Raw genomic sequence first — 14,871 nt, forward strand, 5'->3', positions numbered from 1 at the left:
ATCCATGCTTTCTAATCTACTAAAACGGTTTTCATCTTTCAAGTATGTTGAATTAAGAAAACAGAGAAATTCTCATTCCCAAATAATAATTTTGAATGGTAGTCCTGTGGGATATATTAAAAGTGTTAATGAGGGATATTCGGCAAGGGTGTTTGATGAAAACTACCTTTACTTTTTATCATCAGATAAACCAGAGGACTTAACTGCCAGTAAGCTGAAGGTAAAGGGTTGGGAAAAAGGTGTTAGTGAGGAGAAGAGGGAAGGAGGTAGGTATGAAGTTACTCAAAAGATCAATCTGTTGGATATTCCTGTTCAAGATAAAATGAAGGAGTTAAGTGAGTTAGCTAAGAGCATATACTCTTTGGATCTTAGGTCTAAGATAGTATCTTCTACCATCTACTACATGGAGGGCATTGAAGATAAGGAGATAGTTTTTGAAGACGGTACAGAGATAAACAGTAAGATTCCGCGAGTTAGACTATTTTATTCAATAACCTTGACATATGAGAACAGATCTGCTACAGTATTCTCAGAGGCAGTCGGTGGAAGTGGTGGTTACGAGCTAATCAAAGAAAAAGATCCATATGGTCATTTAGAAAATAAATTAAAGTCAGTAGACAACGTATTGGTAAAGGGCAAATCGGTAACTCCAGGAAGGAAGGACGTGGTTTTCAGTAATGAATTGTCAGGAATTATGGCTCATGAATCTGTAGGGCATCCTTTTGAGGCTGACAGGATATTAGGTAGAGAGTCAGCACAGGCAGGACTAAGCTACCTTGTAGGTAGAAAGATAGGAGAACGAATAGGCAGTGAGGCGGTTAATGTTATGGACAATCCTCTGGTTGACGGTGGTTTAGGATACTATAGAATAGACGATGAGGGAGTGAAGGCTCGACCAAAACACCTGATTAAAAACGGAATTATAAATGAACTCTTACAGGATAGATTTTCGGCACATAAGTTTGGTGTGGAGAGCAATGGATCAGCTAGGGCATCAGCGTTCAACAGGGAACCTTTAGTGAGGATGTCTAATACTTACTTTAAGCCAGGTGATTACTCATTTGAAGAGTTGATTGAGGACATAAAAGACGGAATATATTTCAAATCGTACATGGAGTGGAATATAGACGATTTAAGGATAGGTCAGAGATATGTAGGATTGGAGACTTATGAGATAAGGAATGGAGAAATCGGTGAACCAGTTCTGTTCCCTGTCTTTGAGGGAAGAACATTTGATGTGCTGATGTCAATAGATGCAGTTGATAAATCTCTTGAATTTTTCGGAGGTACATGTGGTAAAGGTGACCCTGATCAGGGTATTCCTGTATGGTTAGGAGGTCCCAATATGAGAATAAGAAATGCTGTTATTAAGGTGAGAGGAAGTGAATGAAAACTTAATCTCAGTTCTTAATAAACTTAGAGGATTTGACGAGGTCGAAGTAGGAGAGAATAAGGTTACGAGGCTATTGATAAAATTCGTGAATAGTGAAGTTGCAACTATTCAAAAACTAATTGACGTAAATTACGGAATTATGGTGAGAAAAGGAAATAGGTATTTCATGTACTCAGGCACAAACTTAGACGTCGAAGAGGCTAAGAATGGTTTTGAAGTCTCATCAGGAGCCCAATTGTACCCAATTTTATCTAGGAACGACAGGGAGTTTGTGATAGATCAAAACAACGAAAATTTGAGAGAAATTGTGGAAAAAGAGAGGATAGATGGTATCATTTCTGAGATAGGAAAGGCAGAACTGCCTATATCAGGGGTAATTAGTATCTATGAAACCACTACAAATCTGGTTACTTCATATGGCTTCAACGGTTCAGAAAGACGATATAAAATTGATGGGTACGTAAGGGCGTTTAATAAAGAATATTCAGGTCAATGGGCATTTTTCTCCGAATCCCCTAATGATATAAAAGACACTATAAAGAAAGCTGTAGAATTCGCCTCAATAACTAATAGAGTGAAGTTAGACGACGGAAAATACAATGTTGTTATGTCACCTTTAGTTGTAGCAAATCTAATGGGGTTCTTTGCGGATTTTGCTTCAGCCTTTAGTGTGATAACAGGTTCATCATTCTTAGCTAAATTTAAAGTAGGCGACAGGATTGCCAGTGATCTACTCACTATTTCAGATATACCAATAAAAGCAGGAATTAGATCATTTGATGATGAAGCTGAATTTACAAGGGATAAGAAGATTATAGATTCAGGCATATTCCAGTCCCTTCTATTTAATAATGAGTTAGGTCAGCTCATGGGTCAAAAGAGCACGGGTAATGCAGGGATAATCAGTCCAAATGCTTTTGCAATAGACTTGCAGGAAGGAAATATGGGAGTTGAAAGTATGACTTCAGGAAACGTGATACTTCTTAATAACGTGTGGTATACAAGATTCCAGAACTACTACGAGGGAAGTTTCTCCACAGTAGGTAGGGATGCGGTAGTTGTGTATAAAGACGGGAAGCCTATTGGAGTTGCAGATAGGATAAGAATCTCTGATACATTACCTAATATATTAAGAAATGTTCAAGCGCTGTCTAAGGAGAAATACGGTATAAGATGGTGGGATGCCACACTTCCCACATATTCCCCCTTCATTTTAGTGGAAAATGTAAACATAAGCAGTTCCAAATAAGAGTTTTTCACTCCGTAAATCACTGAAAGACCTTGGCTGTACTCCTCTCATGAATATTTTTTCTTTTTATCATGATAATGAAGTATTATATCGTTGTGTATATATGTGCTGTGTGTGGTGAAAACTTGCTCTCCTCTTAGAAATCTTTGTCTATCAGTATATGTTTTTAGGAGGCTTTACAAATACATGATATGGAACTATTGAAGCTACTGATCGTGGGACTGACAGCTGCGTCTCCGGTGGGTGAACTACTTGTTGCTTATCCCATTGGTTTAGCTATTGGACTAGATCCATTAATAGCCATAATAACGTGCTCCGCGTTTAATCTTTTACCGATACCTATACTTCTAAGTTTTGCTGAGTATATCTCTAATAGATTTCCCAAGTTCTTTAACTGGATTGCTAGTAAGGGTAAGACATATGAGAAGTACATTAAGTCATTTGGAATTACCATCTTTCTGTTGTTAACCCCTATAATAGGCGTTTACGCAACTTCAATTTTCATGTTCCTAATAGGATTTAAGAAAAGAATTGCCTTTCTCGTGCAGGCTTTATCAATATGCATTTACTCAGTTATATTATATTTAGCCAGTTTAGGATTTCTCTCTATTAGGTTTTAATACAAGTTTAAATAAGTAGGACGTAGAAGATTTTTCATGCGACTAAAGGAACACCATGAGATCATAAGTGGCAATTCAAGATATATTGACGATTTAGTCTTTAACAATATGGTCTACCTTGGTGTGGTAAGGTCCACGTATGCAAGAGGGATTATTAAGGGAATCACAGAGCCCTCAGGGGTGGAATTATTTCTTACTCAGGATAGGGTGAAATCATTTATTCCTGCCAGACCTGATAGAAGGGCTAAGAATATAGTGAAAATGCCCGTTCTGGCAAATGGTGTGGTTAACTTTGTAGGTCAGCCAATAATCGCCTTTGTGGTAAAGGACAGGTATGAGATCGAGGACAAGATTGAAGAGGTTTCCATAGATTACGACCCGCTGACTCCCGTTTTGTCTATAGAAGACGCATTGAGAAACGAGGTGAAAATTCATCCCGATGGAAATATTGCTTTAGACACTGAAATTGCGGGAGGAGATGTAGAACAGAAATTGAATGCTGATGTTGTTATCGAGAGGGAATTAAACCAGGACAGATTAGTAGCTAATCCCATGGAACCTAAAGGCTTAATTGCATACTATGACGGAAGCACTCTCAATCTCATAGGTAGTTTCCAGTCATCCTTTAGAGTGAAAAGTGATTTACAGGAGGCGATTGGTTTACAGCCTGAGAACATTGTTGTGAGGTCAGCTCCTAACGTGGGTGGTGGATTCGGAAACAAGGTTCCTGCACACGCAGAATATGTTTTAGCCTCAATTGCTTCAATCATTCTTAAAAAACCTGTTAAATGGATAGAGACTAGGAGGGATCATTTAACAAATCCCACTCAAGGCAGAGGAGTCAAATCTAAAGTCAGACTCTATGGGAAAAGAGACGGTACAATACTGGGATTTGAAGGAGAGATAGCTGTGGATCTTGGAGCGTATGCGTATTCAATAAATACCACCACTCCATCATTTATTGCAGGTCTCATAGGCAATGTTTACAGGACTAGATTCTCCAAATTTAGAGCTCTGGCTGTCTATACGAATAAACCTCCTACAGGTCCCTATAGGGGAGCTGGTAGACCAGAAGCTGTATTAATTACTGAGACTCTCATTGAAGAGTTTGCTGAAAAAATAGGGAAGGATTCTATAGAAATCAGGGAGATGAACTTGATAGAGGGTAATTACACTACGCCTTTAGGTTATAAAATTGACAAGGCAGGATATAAGGAACTATTTCTCAAGGGAAAGGAGACCTATAATATGGTCAAAAATAAATATAAGGACAAGGGAGTAGCTCTAGTATTTTTCTCAACTGTAGTGAGGGACTCCCCTGGTGAGGGCGCTAAAGTTAGAGTAGGAAAGGGAAAAGTAGAGATTTTTGTTGGGACTGGTCCACATGGTCAAGCTCATAAAACTACGTTTTCGATTTTAGCCTCAGAGACTTTAGGTATTTCGCCAGACGTGATTGAGGTGAAAGTTAACGATACTCTATCTTTGAAGGAGGGAGTTGGTAGCTTTGGAAGTAGGTCTGCCTCGGCTGGGGGACTGGCTGTGATAAGGGCGTGCAAAGAATTACTTTCTGATCTAAAGAAAAGGAATATGAGTTTGAACGACGCAATCAATTCAGAGGGTTATACAGAGTACGAGGTATTTGCGAAGGCTGAAGATATCTACTCTCCCGGTGTTCACATTGCAGTTGTAGACTTTGACAGAGAAATATGTAAGCCAAAAGTTCTTGAGTACTACGCTATAGACGATGTTGGTAGGGCTATAATTCCTAGTGAGGTTGAAGGTCAGATAGTTGGTGGAATTCTACAAGGTTTATCGCAGATATATCTAGAGGGGGCACCTTTCGACGAAAACGGTAATCCTGTATATTCATCCATAGCTGAAGCAGGAGTCCCTACGTCACTTGATGCCGACTATAAGGTGTTCCTGGAAGTAATTGAAACCCCAACAGTTTACGATAGTAAGGCAAGAGGAGTAGGGGAAGAGGGGACCACTGGAGCCTTAGCCAGCGTATTTATAGCTCTTGAAAAGTTATTGAAAAAAAGATTTAATGGTACTCCTATATCGTTCTCAGACCTATGTTAAAATTTCAAATTAAAAATTTAAAATATTCCAGTATGATTAAAGTATGAGTTTTTTATTTTAATAAAAAATATATATAATGGTAAAGTTTTATCATTATTTATGCCTAGGAAAACATATACTGTCAGAAAAACGTTTACTTGCACTTCAGGATATGGTCTGTACGAATGTGAGGGTGATAAGTGTAAATTAGTTGCCTGTGTCAACAGTGAACCATTGGCGTCCCCCTTAAATTATGATATTTTTTCCTTATGATACGGCTAGTATTTTGAGAACAATCATAATTGATAATTAAGTTGCATATCTAGAGATTGGTATTAATATTTTTATTGTTAGAGAGCAAACTTTATAGTATGAGTTCATGTGAGATCTTCCCTTTAATGGCAAAACTTGGAGCAGAAGGAAAACGTTTTGCTCTGGTAAGTATTTTTAAACAAGACAAGGTGGAGAGAACAATATTTGTTGATGGGAAACCGTTACTTGGTAACCTACCTACCGAAATAAGTGAACTTGCCAACGAGTCTTTAGAGAAGTATGTTAAAGTGGATGTGAACACTAATTATGGCAGAGTGGTGATTGAGCCCATTGAACCTAGACCAGGAGTAATAATAGTTGGATCAGGAATGATTGCCAAGTCTTTGGCTAAGTTAGGGAGTGCTATGGGCTATTATGTCGCTGTAGTTGGTAATGGTGATTTGCCTGAGAAGGAATTTGAGTCATTCACCTCATTTATTTCAAATCAAATAGAGACATTGGAACAGATAGTTGACAGTAATTCAATGGTTATTGTTGCAAATGAGGGAGGAAAACCATACGACGCTTATGCTACATACATTGCCCTTAAAAAAGGTGCCAAATATGTAGGTGTTTTATCTAGCGCGAAAAGAGGTGCATTGATAATAGCAGAGATAATAAAAAGAGGATTAAAAGTGGAGGACTTTAAGGATAGGCTATATGCACCTGTAGGGATTGATATTGGCTCAAAAACCGCAGAGGAAATCGCATTAAGCATTCTAGCAGAAATCATGTTAGTACTACGCGGTGGAAGTCTTAAGCACTTGAGAGAAGTCAAGAATCCATATAAATTCGTTGATGACGCTTTACAGGGTAAAATTGAAGATAAATGTTTCTTCATACCCAAGGCACTAAGTGAACAGGGATGATAGATGAGATATTAAATGAAATTAAGGAAAAGGTGAGGAATAAGACAGGTAAGGAGCTATCTGCAGTAAAAGCGTCATTTAGGATAAACAATAAGAATAAAGTGGTAGAAACAAAAGGACATACAATCTACATAAATCCTATTTTTATAGAAGGATTTCAAGGTGACCCTTATAAAATAAGGGACTGCGTTTCAAGTGTGCTTTTAGTAGAATATTTACGTTTATTAGGTTTTGATGATAACGAGATACTAGATTATGTGAAGAATAATGAAACAGAAATTATTAGTTATGTGCAAAAATTATGTAAACCAAAATGGAGTGTCATGTATTACATTTAAATTTCTGCTTGCGTACTACGTGATAATAACTTTTCTCCCCAGAATATATAGCTGATCTAGTGTTGTTTACCTCTAAAATAAAATTCAAACTTACTAGATGATTATGCTGATATAGCGTTTTGACTTTATAAAACCTTTAACCCGTTTCCTGTGAGTACTAAGACAGAATTTTCGTCATCTTTTCTTAAGGACGCATAAACTGTAGCGGAACTATATTCAACAAGTAAGCCTATCTTAGTAAGCTCCTTCCACGCTTCCGTTATTTGGTTATCATCTACTACTCTGCACTCACCATAATTCTGTAACACATCTGTCATTTCCTGTAATAGTGCTGGATTAGTGGAGACTAACGCGTCTGCTATTGAAGTCACTTTGGCTGGTGGTGCATAGCTTAAATTGTTAAGTTTAGCGCAAACTGGCATGACTTGTTTGGTCTGGACAGCTACTATGGTAGGAATCTTTTCTATGACACCACTTTCCATGAGATGTTTGAAACCAGAGTAGACTCCCATTAAGAGTGTACCAGCAGAGACCGGTATGAATACTTTCTCAGGAATTTTCCAATTTAAATCCCTGACTATTTCATAAGCTAGACTCCTGATTCCATCTCTGAAATGGGGCTGAAATACGTGGGAGGCATAATAATATCCTGATTTTTCTGCTGCCTTAGTTACGTCATCTCTTGTTCCGCTCACTTTCATCAATTTTGCTCCATAAGCTTCTATCTGTTTAACCTTATTTCCCCTGGCTGTCTCAGGGACAAAAATAGTTACATTCATGCCTGCAGCCTTTCCGTAAGCTGCAATTGATGCTCCTGCATTTCCTGAGGAGTCCTCTGCTATATCCTTTATTCCATTAGAAGCCAAGTAAGAGATTAGCGTGACACTTCCTCTGTCCTTATAGGAGCCTGTAGGGTTTAAGAAATCTAGTTTGAACCAGACTTTTCCCCTTCTAATAAGTGGAGTATTGCCTTCTCCTAAAGTTACCCATTCCCTTATGTAGGGGAAGTTATCCTTGAGATTTTCCTTTCTGAACTCAAAATCAATCTCTACCTCAAATACTCCACCGCATTTTTTACATTTTATTTCATGTAAACTTTCTCTTTCCTTTCCACACCTTGAGCATTTAATATTTACCATGTTAATAACTAGATTTCTTACCAACTTAAATTCGCCTCAAATAGTTTTAATAGGATTGAAGGCGTAAATTCTTCCTATGGATTTCTCGGCAGTTGTAGACGATGTATCAAAATCTGTTGTTACCATTCTGACTAAGCAAATAACTTTAGATGATTTTCTTCAACCCTCAGTTGCACAAGGACTTGGATCAGGATTTTCCATAGGTAAAGGTCTCATAGTGACATCTTACCATGTTATTGGTCAGGCTAGTAGTAGTATGATAGTTACGAGAGATGGTTTCAGGGGCGAGGCTGAAATTATTGCCGTAAACCCATTCAACGACCTAGCCCTCATAAAGACTGACCTTGACTTAAAACCTCTGAAACTAACTGATGACGTAAAGGTAGGTCAAGGCGTTTTGGCAGTAGGAAGCCCCTTGGGGCTAGATAGTACAACATTTGGTATAGTTAGTAGTGTGGATAGGACTATTCAGTCACCAATTGGAAGTAGCTTGTATGTTATACAAACTGATGCTGCAGTAAATCCTGGGAATAGTGGGGGTCCTCTGGTCAACACCAAGGGAGAGGTAGTTGGAGTTATAACTGCTATGATACCATATGCTCAGGGAATAGGATTTGCAATACCTTCTAGACTTGTAATGAGTTTCATCGAAAATATAAAGAAAAACGGGAGGTATGTTAGACCCTACATTGGTGTTAGGATAATAAAGTTGAATAGAGCTATGGCAGTCTATTTTAATTTGCCTGTAGATGAGGGAGTAATAGTAATAGACGTTGATCCAAGAAGTCCTGCCTATCAGGCTGGAATTAGGAGAGGAGATGTAATTTACGAGATAAATAGTAAGAAGGTAAAGAGCCAGTTGGATATTATTGCCGGTATCGAGGAGAAGGGATTAGATCAAGTAGAACTGGGAGTTTATAGGGGGAAAAATAAGCTTAAAATGAGCATTGAACCTATGGAACTCTCATGAACCGAATTCATGGTGGGATTTCCTAAAGATTTTTATATCCTTTATTTTATTAGAGGTTTGATGCGCAAATATTATTATTGGATTTTATTACTTCTATTTCTAATTCTTTCAATATACATTAAACTAATTGGGGGAGAGCAGAACATAGGGTTTAACGTAGAATTGTTCAAACTCATTAACTACAATCAAATAGCTACACTTAATGGTCTCATGGTGTTCTTAAGTAAATACGGTAGAGAGTATGTCTGGATTCCAGTTACTGCATTACTACTCATATTCAAGAGGACTAGAAAAATTGGAATCACACTGGTAATATCCTTTGTAATCGCTATAGTTTTAGGGGAAGTAAGTAAATATGTCATGGCACAATTGAGACCATTTAATTTTGTAAACCCAACATATCTCCTTGAACCTAAGCCTACAGATTACAGTTATCCATCAGGACACGCTCTAATAGTTAGTACAGGTGCAGTCACACTACTCCTAACATCCCCAAAATGGATGTGGATACTTGGTATAATAGAAGCAGTACTTGTTTCTTATTCTAGAGTTTATGTGGGAGTGCATTGGCCATTAGACGTAATTGCAGGTTGGCTATTGGGCAGTTGGATATCATTTTTATCTGTTCAAATAGAAAGTACAGGACCTATAAAGAAAATTGAGCAAATGCTGAAAGCATAAGCCCATGTAAAAGTCAAAGAAAATGCTTCTTTCTTCTTCCAACACTCTGATTTCTGTTTTAGACAGTAACCATGTTAAAATTATGTTGCTTTTCTCCTACCTCTTATAACACCTAAGACAATTAGTACAATTCCTATAACTCCTAATGCTATAGGTAGTAAGCCACCTATTATGGCTACTGCAAATACTACTGTAAAAGATCCATAGACTAGGGTATAGTTGATTGTGGCGTTCACGCTATTGTTATTGTAGAACATTATGGGTTCTGGTCCACTTTTTACAATTGCTATCACATTAGATTGCTCAGTGGCATTTGATGGTATAGTTACCTTCACCGGAGGGGTGGCAGAATAGTAAACAGATACAAAAAGGTTCTGCGGATATGTTAAATTAAACTCGTTTCCAGGTAAAACAACTACTTTCCCCTGTTGTGTTGTAGTTAAGCTGGAAAATAGTAGTCCTGGTACTAGTAGATACGTTACGATAGCTAGTATTATTATCCCTATTCCTATAACAGTATATCTATGCATGATAGAATTTAGACATAACAATTATTTAAGTCATTTATGAGTATAGGTCTAAAAAATGAAGCCTTCATGATTTATTTAAAAATATTTTACAAATAATTTTCTCCCCTCCTGTTACGTTATTTTATCAACTCTACCCTCAGATTGGTAATTTTTGGACCACTAAATGAATAAACATAAATACACGATATTCTTTAGTATCATTGTGCAAAATGACAATCAAGGTTATAAATATTTCGAAAAAATATGGTAAGATTACAGCCTTACAAGACGTTTCCTTTGAGGTAAGAGATGGAGAAATTGTGGGATACGTAGGTTTAAACGGTGCTGGTAAGACAACGACCATTGAGATTATATCAGGTGTGAGGTCTCCTGACCAAGGAGATGTGGAAATTGATGGACATAGTATCGTAAAGGAAAAGAGGGTTGCCTCAAAAAATTTAGGATGGGTTCCCGAATTACCCATTTTTGAGCAGGATGCAAAAGCTTTAGATTACTTCATTTACTTAGCAGGGTTTTACGGTATTAGTACTGAAGATGCAAGGAAAAAGGCGCAGGAATTGTTTAGCATGGTAGGGTTAGAGGGGAGGGAAAAGGATAAATTGAAGAATTACTCCCAGGGTATGAAAAAGAGGTTTGCTCTTGCCGTGTCTATGTTATCAGATCCTAAGAACTTTTTATTTGATGAAGTCTTAAATGGTCTTGACCCACAGGGTATTGCATTTTTTAGAGATTTAGCCATACGTTTTAAGAAAGAAGGAAAAGGTGTTCTATTCTCATCCCATATATTAACCGAAATAGAGAATATAGCAGATAGGGTTATTTTTATTCATAAAGGCAGGATAATGAAAGAGATGAGAATAGATGAAATTAGAAATTATGCGGGCTCAAGTACTGTCAGGGTCGTATTACAGAAACCTAACGAGACTGTAATAAAGGTAGTTGAAAAGTATGGTATACCTAGAATGGAAGGAAACACGCTGTATATATCTGATTTCAAGGGAGACATGCAGAATCTGTTTTCTGATCTAGCACCTTACGGGGTTAATGAAATTGGAAAGGTAAGCAATAACTTGGAAGAGATATTCTTTAAGATAATAGGTCTTTATAATCAAGGAACTTAAAAAGGTAGAAAGTAATCCTGAATATTTTTAAAATGTCAATATTTTATAAACAATTCAGGTTAAAGAATAGATTGAAATGAAGAATTTTCTTCATATAAAATTAAGTAAAATAGTTTCATCTTCAAACATTTATCCCTTATAACTTCACATGAAGGGGATTCTTGCAACCTCAAAAATTTCGTTTTTTGAAATCTAACATCGTAGTAAATTCGTCGAAAAAAATTAAAACTATTAATTTAAGCTTGGGAGACAAGTAAAAAGTATGGAAAAGATTAGATGGGTAATAGAAGAAAGTGAAAAATACCTGGCTAATACAACAAGAGATCCTGAATCACAACCTTTAGTAATTGATAGGGGAGAAGGCGTTTGGGTCTATGATATTGAAGGAAACAAATATCTAGATTTCACATCGGGTATAGGGGTAAACAATTTAGGTTGGCCTTCTCATCCAGATGTTATAAAGGTTGCCCAGATTCAAATGACAAGATTAGCCCATGCGGCTGCTAATGATTTCTACAATATACCACAGATGGAATTAGCTAAGAGACTAGTTCAACTATCTCCAGGTAATTTCTCTAAAAAGGTATTCTTTTCTAATAGTGGGACAGAGTCCGTTGAAGCCTCAATAAAATTAGTCAAGGGCACGGGCAGGAAATATCTTATAGCTTTCTTAGGTTCATTTCATGGTAGGACTTTAGGTTCCTTAGCTCTCACTGCTAGCAAGCCCGTGCAAAGGTATTCCGCAGGTCCTTTTTCAATAGGAGTTTTTCATGTTCCCTATCCTAATCCATTCAGGAACCCTTGGAAAATTAATGGATACGAGAAGCCTGATGAACTAATCAATGCAGTAATAGAATACATTGATTTTTGGCTATTTCAGCACGTTGTAGACCCTGAGGAAGTTGCAGGAATTATATTCGAACCAATACAGGGAGAGGGAGGATATGTTGTTCCTCCCCATAACTTTTTCGCAGAGCTGAGGAAATTAGCCCAGAAGTATAATATTCCCTTGATAGATGATGAGGTGCAGATGGGACTAGGTAGAACAGGTAAAATGTTCGCCATAGAACACTTTAACATAGAGCCTGATATTATAACCCTGGCAAAGGCATTAGGTGGGGGGTTAGTTCCTGTAGGTGCAACAATATTCCGTTCCGATTTAGATTTTAAGAAAAAAGGCATACATAGTAATACTTTCGGAGGTAATGCTCTTTCCATGTCTATTGGTCTCAAGGTCGTTGAGCTGATTAAGGAGTTAATGCCACACGTAAATGAAATAGGCAAAATTTTCGGAGAGGAGTTATGCCAAATGAAGGTTGATGACTGTAGAGGTCTAGGGTTAGCGTGGGGAATTGAGTTTGTAAAAAGCGATAAGACACCAGATCCTAAAGTTAGGGATAGAGTGGTGACAGAGGCATTCAAAGAAGGTTTAATAGTGATATCAGCAGGGAAAAGTTCAATTAGAATAATTCCTCCTTTAGTTATTAGTGAAGAGGAGGCAAAAATCGGATTATCAAAGTTAAAAACGGCAATAAACAGGGTGAGAGGTTGATAAGATGGAGTGGGTTTGGTAATGGCTGGGATAAATGCAGAGAGTGTTGGTTGGCTTATCAGAATAATGTTCAGCATAGAAACTCCTTAAATTGCTTTAAACTAGGAATTCCGATAAAGTCACTCAAGGTAGATTTGAAGCAGTTTCTTCAAATTTTAGATGAGAAGAACTACGTGGGTAAATACTCTTTGTTCTCTTTTCCCATTAGCCTCTTATCGAAGGGGGTAATAATATTATATTTCTCTACTGAAGAGGAGATGAGAGAAGCCATATCACAGCTGAGGCAATACGTCAGAGGAGAACCTGAGGAAAAATGGTTCTTTGAGAAATTTGTTAATGTAGACTGGATTGACGGTTTTAATTACAGAAGGGGATGCCCTGAATACGACTCTAAGTTTGGCGATTGGAGGAATTGGAAAAAAGATTAAGCGTGTTTGAATTCGACAATTAGATAAGCCTTTAGGTGTGATAATATTTTTGTTGGTGTTTTCTAATCTAAAAAGAGATTTTATACCTATACAACGTAAAATATATCATGTGTAATAGATATGAGGCATACTTATCATCCTCCTGACGAAGAGGACTTTCTACCTAAGTATATTAGTCAAAACGATATAGTAGCTGAATTAGGTTGCGGAAGCGGGTTCTACTGTAAAAAACTAGTTAAACTAGCTAAGAAAGTCTATTGCGTCGATATAGACTGTGAAGCGCTTGAAGACGCAAAGTTATCACTTAACACTAAGGCAGTATTTTTGTGTGAATCAGCTGATAAAACCTCAATACCTGATGCAGAGATAGACGTCGTGTTACTCGCTAATTCATTTCATGACATGGATAATAAGGAAGAAGTGGTGAGGGAGATTTGGAGGATACTTAAAGACGACGGGAGAGTCTTAGTAGTGGACTGGAAAAAGGAGAAAACAGAAATAGGACCTCCTGTTAACATTAGATTTTCAGAGGAAGATTATGTCAGGTATTTTAAAACATTTAAATTAACTGATAAGTTCTTTCCTTCAAGGTATCATTATGGGTTGGTGTTTGTCAAATGATCAGATTTACGGTATGTAAAGATTTTCCATCACATATCAAAAACCAGGTGTGGCAGATTGCAAGTGATGTTAAAAGAATGACAGAGTTTTGGAGAGGAATTAAGGAACTTAATGTGGTGAAAAATGGAGATTTCTATGAGGGGTCTGTGCATTTTGCATTTCCTGCATCAGGGAAAATTAGGATAGAAATCGAGAACTCACTAGTTAGATTAGTTTACCTTTCTGGACCTATGAAGGGTACGCAGGAAATTTCGATTAATGAAACAAAATTATGTTCTAACTGGAATGTGAAACTCAACTTTCCGTATTTATTGTTTGAGCGATGGATAAGAGATCATTTTGAACAGGGAGCTAGGAATGCTCTCAAAAGAATAGTGGATTCAGTGCAGGACTCAAGTTAAACTCATCTATCGTTTATCCAGGCGTCTCATCATATCTGCTTTTTTATAATAAAGCTAGGACAAAAAGTATCGTGTCACTCGATTAGATAACTATTGTGGTTGCTCCTATTTACCTCATTATATATTAATGTTCGTGCCTTTTCATAATATTCTCTCGGAAGTAATGTTCTAGGTTTAAAGTCAGCAAAGTCCTCTGGATATCCGTTTTCCCATGTGGGAATTATGTGTACATGAAAGTGGAAGACTATTTGCATTGCGCTCCTTCCTGCATTACTTACTACTCTGATTCCATCTGCTTTTACAGCTCTCTTTATCGAGTTTGCTAACATCTTTATTGTTTTTCCTAAGTCATTAAGGTGAGTCTCGCTAGTGTCTAATATATTTTCGAAGTGGGCATTTGTCACTAGTAGCGTATGACCAGGTGCAATGGGATACTTATCTAAAAATGCTGTATAGTAATTATCTCTATAAACTATATAACCTTCTTCTTCCCCATTCACGATTTTACAAAAAACACACATTTACGAGATAAATCGAGAGCTAGCTTAAAAATTTAAATATTGTGTTTTGTTAAACTTTGTTACGG

At 37.2% G+C, this 14,871-nt stretch carries 16 protein-coding genes; 13 read left to right on the forward strand and 3 right to left on the reverse strand.

The window, feature by feature from the left end; all coding sequences use genetic code 11:
• Window positions 1-4: 4 nt before the first annotated feature.
• From SACI_RS04855 to SACI_RS04880, 6 genes are all read left to right on the forward strand, one after another.
• Window positions 5-1,390, forward strand: coding sequence for a TldD/PmbA family protein (locus tag SACI_RS04855; RefSeq protein WP_015385533.1), 1,386 nt, complete (start codon window positions 5-7; stop codon window positions 1,388-1,390).
• Complete coding sequence (locus tag SACI_RS04860; RefSeq protein WP_011277877.1) at window positions 1,383-2,642, forward strand: TldD/PmbA family protein; 1,260 nt, start codon at window positions 1,383-1,385, stop codon at window positions 2,640-2,642. The genes SACI_RS04855 and SACI_RS04860 overlap by 8 nt, the downstream gene beginning before the upstream one ends.
• A 191-nt stretch (window positions 2,643-2,833) precedes the next feature.
• Window positions 2,834-3,262, forward strand: coding sequence for a small multi-drug export protein (locus SACI_RS04865; protein ID WP_011277878.1), 429 nt, complete (start codon window positions 2,834-2,836; stop codon window positions 3,260-3,262).
• Window positions 3,263-3,298: 36 nt separating this feature from the next.
• The gene (locus tag SACI_RS04870) at window positions 3,299-5,344 is read left to right on the forward strand and encodes a xanthine dehydrogenase family protein molybdopterin-binding subunit (RefSeq protein ID WP_011277879.1); all 2,046 of its coding nucleotides are present in this window, start codon (window positions 3,299-3,301) and stop codon (window positions 5,342-5,344) included.
• Window positions 5,345-5,694: 350 nt separating this feature from the next.
• Window positions 5,695-6,504 carry an XdhC family protein gene (locus SACI_RS04875; RefSeq protein ID WP_011277880.1) on the forward strand — a complete coding sequence of 270 codons (810 nt, stop codon included), beginning with the start codon at window positions 5,695-5,697 and terminating at the stop codon, window positions 6,502-6,504.
• Window positions 6,501-6,842: a hypothetical protein gene (locus SACI_RS04880; RefSeq protein WP_011277881.1), complete on the forward strand. Its 342-nt coding sequence runs from the start codon at window positions 6,501-6,503 to the stop codon at window positions 6,840-6,842. Before SACI_RS04875 ends, SACI_RS04880 begins: the two co-directional genes overlap by 4 nt.
• Before the next feature lie 125 nt (window positions 6,843-6,967).
• Here the strand turns inward: SACI_RS04880 and SACI_RS04885 are convergent, their stop codons facing one another.
• Complete coding sequence (locus SACI_RS04885; RefSeq protein ID WP_015385534.1) at window positions 6,968-7,981, reverse strand: pyridoxal-phosphate dependent enzyme; 1,014 nt, start codon at window positions 7,979-7,981, stop codon at window positions 6,968-6,970.
• 76 nt (window positions 7,982-8,057) lie between these two features.
• Between SACI_RS04885 and SACI_RS04890 the strand changes: the two genes are divergently transcribed.
• Together SACI_RS04890 and sepP are read left to right on the forward strand one after the other, a co-directional pair.
• Window positions 8,058-8,951 carry a S1C family serine protease gene (locus SACI_RS04890; RefSeq protein WP_011277883.1) on the forward strand — a complete coding sequence of 298 codons (894 nt, stop codon included), beginning with the start codon at window positions 8,058-8,060 and terminating at the stop codon, window positions 8,949-8,951.
• A gap of 60 nt (window positions 8,952-9,011) precedes the next feature.
• Window positions 9,012-9,632: an undecaprenyl-diphosphatase SepP gene (gene sepP / locus SACI_RS04895; protein WP_011277884.1), complete on the forward strand. Its 621-nt coding sequence runs from the start codon at window positions 9,012-9,014 to the stop codon at window positions 9,630-9,632.
• Between the two features lie 80 nt (window positions 9,633-9,712).
• Here sepP and SACI_RS04900 read toward each other — a convergent pair whose 3' ends face one another.
• Window positions 9,713-10,162, reverse strand: a complete 450-nt coding sequence (locus SACI_RS04900; protein WP_011277885.1) for a hypothetical protein — start codon at window positions 10,160-10,162, stop codon at window positions 9,713-9,715.
• 209 nt (window positions 10,163-10,371) lie between these two features.
• Here SACI_RS04900 and SACI_RS04905 point away from each other — a divergent pair, with 209 nt between their 5' ends.
• The 5 genes from SACI_RS04905 to SACI_RS04925 all read left to right on the forward strand — a co-directional run bounded on the left by SACI_RS04905 (window position 10,372) and on the right by SACI_RS04925 (window position 14,285).
• Window positions 10,372-11,283, forward strand: coding sequence for an ABC transporter ATP-binding protein (locus SACI_RS04905; RefSeq protein ID WP_011277886.1), 912 nt, complete (start codon window positions 10,372-10,374; stop codon window positions 11,281-11,283).
• A 262-nt stretch (window positions 11,284-11,545) separates the two neighbouring features.
• Window positions 11,546-12,835 (forward strand): acetyl ornithine aminotransferase family protein, encoded by a 1,290-nt coding sequence (locus SACI_RS04910; RefSeq protein ID WP_011277887.1) that lies wholly within the window; start codon window positions 11,546-11,548, stop codon window positions 12,833-12,835.
• Window positions 12,832-13,263: a hypothetical protein gene (locus tag SACI_RS04915; protein WP_011277888.1), complete on the forward strand. Its 432-nt coding sequence runs from the start codon at window positions 12,832-12,834 to the stop codon at window positions 13,261-13,263. Before SACI_RS04910 ends, SACI_RS04915 begins: the two co-directional genes overlap by 4 nt.
• 120 nt (window positions 13,264-13,383) lie before the next feature.
• Window positions 13,384-13,884 (forward strand): class I SAM-dependent methyltransferase, encoded by a 501-nt coding sequence (locus tag SACI_RS04920; protein WP_011277889.1) that lies wholly within the window; start codon window positions 13,384-13,386, stop codon window positions 13,882-13,884.
• Window positions 13,881-14,285, forward strand: coding sequence for a hypothetical protein (locus SACI_RS04925; protein ID WP_011277890.1), 405 nt, complete (start codon window positions 13,881-13,883; stop codon window positions 14,283-14,285). Before SACI_RS04920 ends, SACI_RS04925 begins: the two co-directional genes overlap by 4 nt.
• A gap of 74 nt (window positions 14,286-14,359) precedes the next feature.
• Here the strand turns inward: SACI_RS04925 and SACI_RS04930 are convergent, their stop codons facing one another.
• The gene (locus tag SACI_RS04930) at window positions 14,360-14,806 is read right to left on the reverse strand and encodes an HIT family protein (protein WP_024083597.1); all 447 of its coding nucleotides are present in this window, start codon (window positions 14,804-14,806) and stop codon (window positions 14,360-14,362) included.
• Window positions 14,807-14,871: the final 65 nt, after the last annotated feature.

Origin of the sequence: Sulfolobus acidocaldarius DSM 639, assembly GCF_000012285.1 — an archaeon.
Classification (GTDB): Archaea; Thermoproteota; Thermoprotei_A; order Sulfolobales; family Sulfolobaceae; genus Sulfolobus; species Sulfolobus acidocaldarius.